This is a genomic window from Ferrovibrio sp. (assembly GCF_035304305.1).
Taxonomy (GTDB): Bacteria; Pseudomonadota; Alphaproteobacteria; order Ferrovibrionales; family Ferrovibrionaceae; genus Ferrovibrio.
Genome location: NZ_DATGQG010000125.1, coordinates 1 through 9,234, shown reverse-complemented (window position 1 = coordinate 9,234; position 9,234 = coordinate 1). Strand labels below are relative to the sequence as shown.

The 9,234-nt window shown below is 65.0% G+C and carries 5 protein-coding genes, 1 tRNA gene and 1 pseudogene; 3 read left to right on the top strand and 4 right to left on the bottom strand.

Annotated elements, in window-relative coordinates; all coding sequences use genetic code 11:
• The first annotated feature begins 382 nt into the window (after window positions 1-382).
• Window positions 383-2,611, top strand: coding sequence for an Ig-like domain-containing protein (locus VKZ87_RS14205; RefSeq protein ID WP_324221918.1), 2,229 nt, complete (start codon window positions 383-385; stop codon window positions 2,609-2,611).
• Between the two features lie 71 nt (window positions 2,612-2,682).
• Here VKZ87_RS14205 and VKZ87_RS14200 read toward each other — a convergent pair.
• The 4 genes from VKZ87_RS14200 to VKZ87_RS14185 all read right to left on the bottom strand — a co-directional run bounded on the left by VKZ87_RS14200 (window position 2,683) and on the right by VKZ87_RS14185 (window position 7,202).
• Window positions 2,683-2,759, bottom strand: a tRNA-Ile gene (locus VKZ87_RS14200).
• A gap of 43 nt (window positions 2,760-2,802) precedes the next feature.
• Window positions 2,803-4,830, bottom strand: a complete 2,028-nt coding sequence (rpoD, locus tag VKZ87_RS14195; RefSeq protein WP_324221917.1) for an RNA polymerase sigma factor RpoD — start codon at window positions 4,828-4,830, stop codon at window positions 2,803-2,805.
• Between the two features lie 58 nt (window positions 4,831-4,888).
• A complete protein-coding gene (dnaG, locus tag VKZ87_RS14190) occupies window positions 4,889-6,712 on the bottom strand; it encodes a DNA primase (RefSeq protein WP_324221916.1) in 1,824 nt (607 codons plus the stop codon).
• Between the two features lie 31 nt (window positions 6,713-6,743).
• Window positions 6,744-7,202, bottom strand: a complete 459-nt coding sequence (locus VKZ87_RS14185; RefSeq protein WP_324221915.1) for a GatB/YqeY domain-containing protein — start codon at window positions 7,200-7,202, stop codon at window positions 6,744-6,746.
• Between the two features lie 308 nt (window positions 7,203-7,510).
• On the opposite strand from VKZ87_RS14185, the gene carA reads away from it, so the two are divergent.
• Window positions 7,511-8,686 (top strand): glutamine-hydrolyzing carbamoyl-phosphate synthase small subunit, encoded by a 1,176-nt coding sequence (gene carA, locus VKZ87_RS14180; protein WP_324221914.1) that lies wholly within the window; start codon window positions 7,511-7,513, stop codon window positions 8,684-8,686.
• Between the two features lie 30 nt (window positions 8,687-8,716).
• Window positions 8,717-9,234, top strand: a pseudogene (locus VKZ87_RS14175) (carbamoyl phosphate synthase large subunit); the annotation flags it as partial.

Genomic DNA, 9,234 nt, shown 5'->3' with positions numbered 1-9,234 from the left:
CCGGATGCCGCGCAGAGGATGATCACCTCGATCCTGCGCGAGATGTATCTGCGCTATGCCTTTTACGCGACGCTCGTCGCCATCGGATTCTGGGCCGCGGCGCTGCTGTTCTGGCTGTTCGGTGGGCCGGCAACCTTTCGGTAAGCTTTGTGATCTGCCTGTGACCGGGGATATCCGGAATTCAATTTTACATGTCGCTGTTTTGCGCCGAAATTCCCCCCGGGTTCAGGACCTCCTGACTTTCATGTGAGTGCGGCACCGACCGCAGCTACTCGCCGGATGAGCAGAAGCTCGCCGCGCGACACGCGCTCCTGTTGCCCCAGTGATACTTGCGTTGATTTCCGAGTGCATCGCCAACCGCATTTTCCATAGGGGAACACGAATGTCTGTATCCGCTGTCGACGACAAATATGTCATCGCCAAAAACGAGACCAAGTATTTCAACACCCGCTACCTGACCTGGAACGACAAGGGCTCGAACCTCAAGGTCGCCTCCGTCGACACGCATAGCAAGGCCGGCGTGAAGCTCACGTTCTGGGATGACGGCACCGTCATTTACCGTCCTCCGACAGGCTGGGAAGGGCTCGACAGCATCACCTACACGGTGGTCGACGCGGCCGGAAACCGGGATACGGGCACGCTGTTCATGCAGGTCGGCAGCGGCGTCCAGCAGCCGGAACCGACTCCCGATCCGCCGCCGTCATCAGGCAGCGGCAATCCGGTCATTGCCGGCGACGACAACTATGCGATTGCCAAGGGCGAAACCAAGTATTTCAATACACGTCACCTCATGTTCAACGACAAGGGGGCCGATGGCGGCCTGAAGGTGAGTGCCATCGACGATGTCAGCGCGGCCGGCGTGAAGCTGGAGAAATGGACCGACGGCACGGTGGTCTACCGACCACTGGCCGGGTGGGAAGGCGTTGACCGGATCACCTACACGGTCACCGACAAGGATGGCAGCAGCGACACGGCCAGTGTCTACATCAAGGTCGGCAACGGCACGGTGACGCCGGTGCCGCAGGAGCCGGCGCCCAAGCCCGGCGGCAGCGGCAATCCGGTAGTCGCCGTCGACGACAACTATGTCATCGCCAAGGGCGAGACCAAGTATTTCAACACGCGGCACCTGACCCTGAACGACAAGGGCGCCGATGGCGGCCTCAAGGTGAGCGCCATCGACGACGTGACGGCCGCAGGCGTGAAGCTGGAGAAATGGGATGACGGCACGGTGGTCTACAGGCCGCCGGCCGGCTGGGAGGGGACCGACCGGATCACCTACACGCTGACCGACAAGGACGGCAGCACCGATACCGCGACGGTCTACATCAAGGTCGGCAGCGGAACGGCCTCGCCGGCCCCGAACCCGCAGCAGCCGGCGCCCGGTACGCCCGGCAAGACCATCACCGGCACCAAGGCGGCAGAGACGCTGAACGGCACCGCGGGCAACGACGTGATCAATGGCGGCGCCGGGAACGACATCCTGAATGGCGGCGACGGCGATGACGTGCTGACCGGCGGCACCGGGCGCGACCATCTCAACGGCGGCGCTGGCAACGACACGGCGAGCTTCGCCGATGCCGTGGGGAGCATTACCGCCGACCTCGCCACCGGCGTGGCAACCCAGGCCGTCCGCATCATGGCCATGGGCGATTCCAACACCTATGGCGTGATCGGCTACAGCAACAAGGAAAGCGGCGGCTATCGCGGCAAGCTGGCGAAGAAGCTGTCCGATGCCGGGATAAAGTTCGACAATGTCGGCGGGCTGAAGAACGGCTCAGGTTTCGACAACGAGCATGAGGGGCTGAACGGCTATACCTCCGACCAGCTGGCCGCCCGGGCGCCGTCGGCGCTGTCGCAGCACAAGCCCGACGTGATCCTGCTGATGTCGGGAAGCAACGACGCCAAGACGGATTCGGTGGCGCAGATGAAGGCCGACCTGACCAAGCTGATCGACACGATTGCCGCCAACGCGCCGGATTCGCATATCCTGCTGGGTACGGCGCCGCCGTCGCGGCCCGACAACACGGCCGGCATCTCGCATACCAAGATGGCCGAATACAACGCCTGGATCCCCAGCCTGGTCAGCGCCAAGGCGGCGGCCGGCATGAAGATCTCGCTGGTCAACAACGGCAACCTGACGGTGAACGACATCTCGCCGCTGGGCCAGGATTCCGGCGTGCATCTGTCGGCCGCGGGCTACGAGAAACTGGCGACCAACTGGTTCAACGCCCTGAAGGGCCTGGGTGTGGAGCAGGGCACGATTGCCGTGAATCGCGACACGATGACGGGCATCGAGAATCTCACCGGCTCGAACCAGGCCGACATCCTGCGCGGCGACGGCAAGGCCAACGTGCTGAACGGGCTGGGCGGCAATGACCAGCTCTGGGGCGGCGGTGGCGCCGACATCTTCATGTTCCAGAAGGGGAAAGGCGGTCACGACAGGATCCTCGACTTCAACCGTGCCGAGGGCGACCGCCTGAAGACCGACTACAAGGTCGGCGATATCAAGGGCTGGGGTACCAACACGCTCACCTTCGATACCGCGACCACCAATCCGGAGACGGTGCAGTCCAACCATGTCTGGACGCAGTCGGACCTGATCTTCATGTAAGGGAAATCTGCCTGCCTGCCCCCGTGCCGCGGGGGCAGGGGGGGCGGAGAGCTGCCGAAGAGGCGCGGGAATGGTGGGCCCGGCAGGACTTGAACCTGCAACCAGACCGTTATGAGCGGCCGGCTCTAACCAATTGAGCTACAGGCCCGTAGCACCAGAAAAACGCCCCGGGAATTCCGGGGCGTTTGTTCTTACGTGTCCAGGAACGAGCGCAATTTACGCGACCGGCTCGGGTGCTTCAACTTCCGCAGCGCCTTGGCCTCGATCTGGCGGATGCGCTCGCGGGTGACCGAGAACTGCTGGCCGACTTCCTCCAGCGTATGGTCAGTGTTCATGCCGATGCCGAAGCGCATGCGCAGCACGCGCTCCTCGCGCGGGGTGAGGGTCGCCAGCACCCGCGTGGTGGTCTCGCGCAGGTTGGAGTTGATCGCGGCATCCACCGGGAGGACGGCATTCTTGTCCTCGATGAAGTCGCCGAGATGGCTGTCTTCCTCGTCGCCGATCGGCGTCTCGAGGCTGATCGGCTCCTTGGCGATCTTCAGTACCTTGCGCACCTTCTCCAGCGGCATGCCGAGCTTGGTCGCCAGTTCCTCCGGGGTCGGCTCCCGGCCGATCTCGTGCAGCATCTGGCGGCTGGTGCGTACCAGCTTGTTTATCGTCTCGATCATGTGCACCGGGATGCGGATGGTGCGGGCCTGGTCGGCAATCGAGCGGGTGATCGCCTGCCGGATCCACCAGGTGGCGTAGGTCGAGAACTTGTAGCCGCGGCGGTATTCGAACTTGTCGACCGCCTTCATCAGGCCGATGTTGCCTTCCTGGATCAGGTCGAGGAATTGCAGGCCGCGGTTGGTGTATTTCTTGGCGATCGAGATGACGAGGCGCAGGTTGGCCTCCACCATCTCCTTCTTCGCCACGCTGGCCTCGCGCTCGCCCTCGCGCACCTGCTTGTAGATGCGCTTGAACTCCGAGATCGGCAGGCCGAACTCGGTGGCGATGGCGGCAATCTGCTCGCGGATCGGATTGATTTCCCTGGCGCCGGCCTCGGCGAATTTCGCCCAGCCCTTGTGGGTCTTCAGTTTGGCGACCTTCTCGAGCCATTTCGGGTCGAGCTCCTGACCCTCATACTGGCGCAGGAATTCGTCGCGCGGAATCTTGTAGGATTCGGCGACGCGCAGCAGCCGGCCTTCGAGCATCATCAGCCGCTTGTTCAGGCTGTACATGTTCTCGACCAGCGACTCGATGCGGCTGTTGTTCAGGTGCACCGACTCCATCAGGCGCACCATTTCCTGCTTCAGCTTGGCGTAGGCCTTGTCCTTCTTCGCGTCCACATCGGCATGGACAAGGGCAGCCTGCAGGCGCTCTTCCTGGGTCTTCTGCAGCTTCTTGTAATGCTTGGCGATGGCGTCGAAGGCTTCCAGCACCTGCGGCTTGAGCTGCGCCTCCATGGCGGCGAGCGACAGGTTCGCCTCGTCGTCCTCGTCCATCTCTTCCTGCGGCGGCGCCGCCTCCGCGGCAGGCTCGGCGGCCTTGGCCTTCTTTTCGGCCTTCGGCGCCTCAGCCTTCACCGGCGCGGCAGGCTTGGCTTCCGCCACCGGAGCGGCTTCTTCCTCTTCGCCGTCGATGCCGGCCGGGTCGGGGCCGCCGCCGCCGCCCATGGTGGCCTCGAGATCGACCACGTCGCGCAGCAGGATCTTGCCGTCGACCAGATCATCGCGCCAGTTCACGATCGCCTGGATGGTCAGCGGGCTTTCGCAGATCGCGCCGATCATCTTCTCGCGACCGGCCTCGATGCGCTTGGCAATCGCGATCTCGCCTTCGCGGGACAGCAGCTCGACCGAGCCCATCTCGCGCAGATACATGCGGACCGGGTCGTCGGTGCGGTCGACCTCGGCCTTGGCAGGCGCGGTCTCGCCCTCGGCGGTCTCCGCGTCGGCTTCCGTCTCGTCCTTCTCGGCGGCGGTGTCGTCGGGCTCCTCGGACTCCACGATGGTGATGCCCATTTCGGACAGCATCGCCATGGTGTCTTCGATCTGCTCGGACGAAACCTGCTCTGGCGGCAGTACGGCGTTGATCTCGTCATAGGTGACGTAGCCGCGCTCTTTCGCCTTCGCGAGCATGCGCTTGATCGCCGCCACCGAAGCGTCGATCAGCGGGGTGTCGACGGTCTCTTCCTTTTCGGGAGCCTCGGTGGCATCCGCAGCCGCTGCTTGTTTAGCCATGCCGGTTCCTAACTCGTCCTATCCTGAAAAAACGCTGAGCCGCCCACGCTGGAACGGCTCAATCCTGATCCGACACCGAGACCTGGCTGCGCGCAGAGCCGACCTCTGCCTTCAGGGCCACAAAGCGCTGCCATGCCTCGGGATTCGTGTTTGTGGCAAGTTCGGCCTCAGCCGCCGCCAGTTCCTGTTCCAGTTCCGCCAAGCGGTAACGCTGCACGGCCTGCCACCAACCCCTCTCGACCTTTTCCGGCGCGGTGTCCGCTCGTGCAAACGGTTCAATGACCCGCCCAGTCCCGCCGATGACGGCATCAAGCAGGGACCCGAGTCCCTGCTGCCTCAAATGGGCCGCGAAGGCCTCGCCGTCAAGCCCTGGATGGCGGGAAGCTTCTTCTAGAATCCGTGTCTTAAGGCTGTCAAGCGGACCTTCCGGAAAGGTCAGGGCGGCAAAGGCCTGACCGTGTTCCTCGAGCAGAAAAGGGTGGGTGACGACCGCGGCCAGCAGGGCCCGTTCCGTTCTGCCGGTCTGCTCGGGGATCGGGCCCCGGAAACCCTCGGGTTCCGCCGGGCGGCCGAAGCCGGGGCGGCCGCCCCGCGGCCCTGACCAGGTCCGGGCCGGGGCGAACAGGGTGCGCAGCCGGGCCCGGAAATGGTCCCGATAGTGGTTCTGGACCGCCGGATTCCGGATCTCGCCGGCCAGGGCGAAGAGGGCGGCCTCTAGGGCTGCCCGGCGTTCCGGAGTGTCCAGGGGGCGCCCCTCGGTTTCCCGGCGCCAGAGGACGTCCGCCAGCGGCAGGGCCCGGGCCAGCACCTCTTCCATGGCCGCCTTGCCCTGGTTGCGGACCAGATCGTCCGGGTCCTGCCCGGCAGGCAGGATGGCGAAGCGGAAGGAATGGCCCGGCTCGAGCAGGGGCAGGGCCCGGTCGGCGGCCCGCAGCGCCGCCCGCCAGCCGGCGGCATCACCGTCGAAGCAGAGGATCGGCTCAGCGCAGAGCCGCCAGAGCAGCGCGATCTGCTCTTCGGTCAGCGCGGTGCCCAGCGGAGCCACGGCATGATCGATCCCGGCCTGCGCCAGAGCGATCACATCCATATAGCCTTCCACCACGATGACCGTACCGCTCTCGCGGGCGGCTTCACGGGCCAGCGCGTGGTTGTAGAGATTGCGGCCCTTGTGGAAGAGGGGAGTCTCCGGGGAATTCAGATATTTCGCCGGCGCATCGGAATCGAGTGCGCGGCCGCCGAAGGCGATGATCCGTCCGCGACGGTCGCCGATCGGGAACATGATCCGGTTGCGGAAGCGGTCATAGGTGGCGCCGCCATCCTCCGGCTTGATCAGCAGACCGGCCTCGACCAGCAGGGGCTCGGGCAGGCCGCGGGCCAGCAGGGCTTCCTTCAGGGCCGTGCGTGAACCGGGCGCAAAGCCCAGACGGAACCGCTCGATCGTCTCCGGCTTCAGTCCCCGCTTCTGGATATAGGCGCGGGCTTCCGCCGCGCTGCCGCCCTGCAGCTGCGCCTGGAACCACCGGGCGGCTTCCTCCATGGCCTTTCCGAGCGTGGCGACCTGGTCGGCCTTCTCGCGGTCCTCCGGCCGCACCCGCGGCACGGCGAGGCCGGCTTCCTGCGCCAGCTGCTCGACGGCTTCGGGAAAGGCCAGTCCGCTGCTGCGCATGACGAAGCCGATCACATCGCCATGGGCGCCGCAGCCGAAGCAGTGGAAGAAGCCCTTCTCGTCGTTGACGGTGAAGGACGGGGTCTTCTCGTTGTGGAAAGGGCAGAGGCCGGTGAATTCCCGCCCGCGCTTGATCAGCCGCATGGACCGGCCCACAACGCCCGACAATGGCAGCCGGTTGCGCAATTCCTCAAGGAAGGAATCGGGAAATGCCATCACGCTTCCCCGGCGGCTGCCCCGGGCCCGATCAGCTCAGCTGGGCTTTCAGGATCGCCGCCGCCTTGGCGAAGTCCATCTGGCCGGCATATTTCGCCTTCAGCACGCCCATGGCCTTGCCCATATCCTTGATGCCCTGGGCGCCGACCTCGGCGATGGCCGCCCTGGCCGCTGCCTCCACCTCGGCTTCCGACAGCTGCTTGGGCAGGAAGCTCTCGATGATGGCGATTTCTTCCTTCTCCTGGCTGGCCAGGTCGTCGCGGCCGCCCTGCTCGTAGAGCGCCACGGATTCCCGGCGCTGCTTCACCATGGTCTGCAGCAGGGAGAGGATGGCTTCGTCCGGAATGCCGGTGCGGTCGTCGCCGCTGGTGCGGGCGGCGATGTCGCGATCCTTCAGCGCCGCCAGGATGAGGCGAAGGGTGGCCACCCGGCGCGCATCCTTGGCCTTCATGGCGTCCTTGAGCGCCTGGTTGAGCGTCTCGCGCAGCATCAGCCTGTCCTCTGCGGTAATGGAATCGGAGCTTTTTGGAAGGGGCGCAGCATAGCCCACGGCCGGGCTGCATGCAAAAGATATAACTCTTTGATATTGCAGCTTTAATATCGATCAGAGCGGGCTTGACGCACGGTGGCATTTTGATAAGGTCCGCCCCCGGTTGACGCGGTGAGCGCTCGCCGCCGCACCATCGTTATAATCCGTACCGTACCGCCGGAGCCGGGGTTTTCCATCGCCCTCCGGTGGTTTTTTGCGGCCAGAAGCCGCCCGCAGGGGCTGGCGGCCGCCAGTTTGGAGAGCCGGTCATGGCCGAGACACCGAAATATCCAGCACCCCCGGGCCCGGGCTATTCGGGCGTCGTGGTGCTGGCGGATGGTTCTGTGTTCTGGGGTCATGGTCTGGGGGCCGAAGGGGCAACGGTCGGCGAGGTCTGTTTCAACACCTCGATGACGGGCTACCAGGAAATCCTCACCGATCCGTCCTATGCCGGCCAGATCATCACCTTCACCTTTCCCCATATCGGCAATACCGGCACCAATCTGGAAGATATCGAGACGCAGGGTATCGCCGCCCGCGGCCTGATCCTGCGCGCGCCGATCACCAATCCGTCGAATTTCCGCAACCAGACGCATCTCGACGAGTGGCTGAAGCTGCGCAATCTGGTCGGCGTCTCGGGCATCGACACCCGTGCCCTGACACGGCGGATCCGCGACCGCGGCGCGCCGAACGGCGTCATTGCGCATAGCCGCGACGGCAGGTTCGATCTCGCCGCGCTGCACCGGCAGGCGCAGGAATGGCCGGGGCTCGAAGGCATGGATCTCGCCGCGGAAGTGAGCTGCCGCCAGACCTATACCTGGGACGAGACCCGCTGGGTGCTCGGCAAGGGCTACGGGAAGCTGACCGATCCGAAATTCCACGTCGTCGCCATCGATTTCGGCATCAAGCGCAACATCCTGCGTTGCCTCGCCGATGTCGGTTGCAAGGTGACGGTCGTGCCGGCGAACGCCACGGCGGAAGACGTGCTGCGGCACAAGCCGGACGGCATCTTCCTGTCCAACGGCCCGGGCGATCCCGCCGCCACCGGCACCTATGCCGTGCCGACCATCAAGGCGCTGGTCGACAGCGGCAAGCCGGTCTTCGGCATCTGCCTCGGCCACCAGATGCTGGCGCTGGCGCTGGGCGGCAAGACCGCGAAGATGGAGCGTGGCCATCGCGGCGCCAACCATCCGGTGAAGGATACCGAAACCGGCAAGGTGGAGATCACCAGCCAGAATCACGGCTTCTGCGTACTGGAAGCCAGCCTGCCGCCGAATGTGGTGCGCACGCATGTCTCGCTGTTCGACGGCTCCAACGAAGGCCTGAAGCTGACCGACAAGCCGGTCTTCTCGGTGCAGCATCACCCCGAAGCGTCGCCCGGCCCGCAGGACAGCCATTACCTCTTCAAACGCTTCGTCGATCTGATGGAGCAGCAGCGCAGCTGACGTGCCAGGTCGCGCTGCCCCAGGTGGAACATGCCAAAAAGAACCGACATAAAAAGCATCCTGATCATCGGCGCCGGTCCCATCGTGATCGGCCAGGCCTGCGAGTTCGACTATTCCGGCACCCAGGCCTGCAAGGCGCTGAAGGCCGAGGGTTACCGCGTCATCCTGATCAACTCGAACCCTGCCACGATCATGACCGATCCGGGCCTGGCGGATGCGACCTATATCGAGCCGATCACGCCCGAGATCGTTACCAAGGTCATCGAGAAGGAAAAGCCGGATGCGCTGCTGCCCACCATGGGCGGCCAGACGGCGCTGAACACGGCGATGAAGCTGGCCGAGAGCGGCGTGCTGGACAAGCTTGGCGTCAAGCTGATCGGCGCCAGCCGCGAAGCCATTGCCATGGCTGAGGACCGCGAGCTGTTCCGCCAGGCGATGACGCGGCTCGGCCTCGACATGCCGCGTTCGGGTACCGCGCATTCGCTCGAGGAAGCCCGCGCGCTGCTGGCGGAAGTGGGGCTGCCGGCGGTAATCCGCCCGTCGTTTAC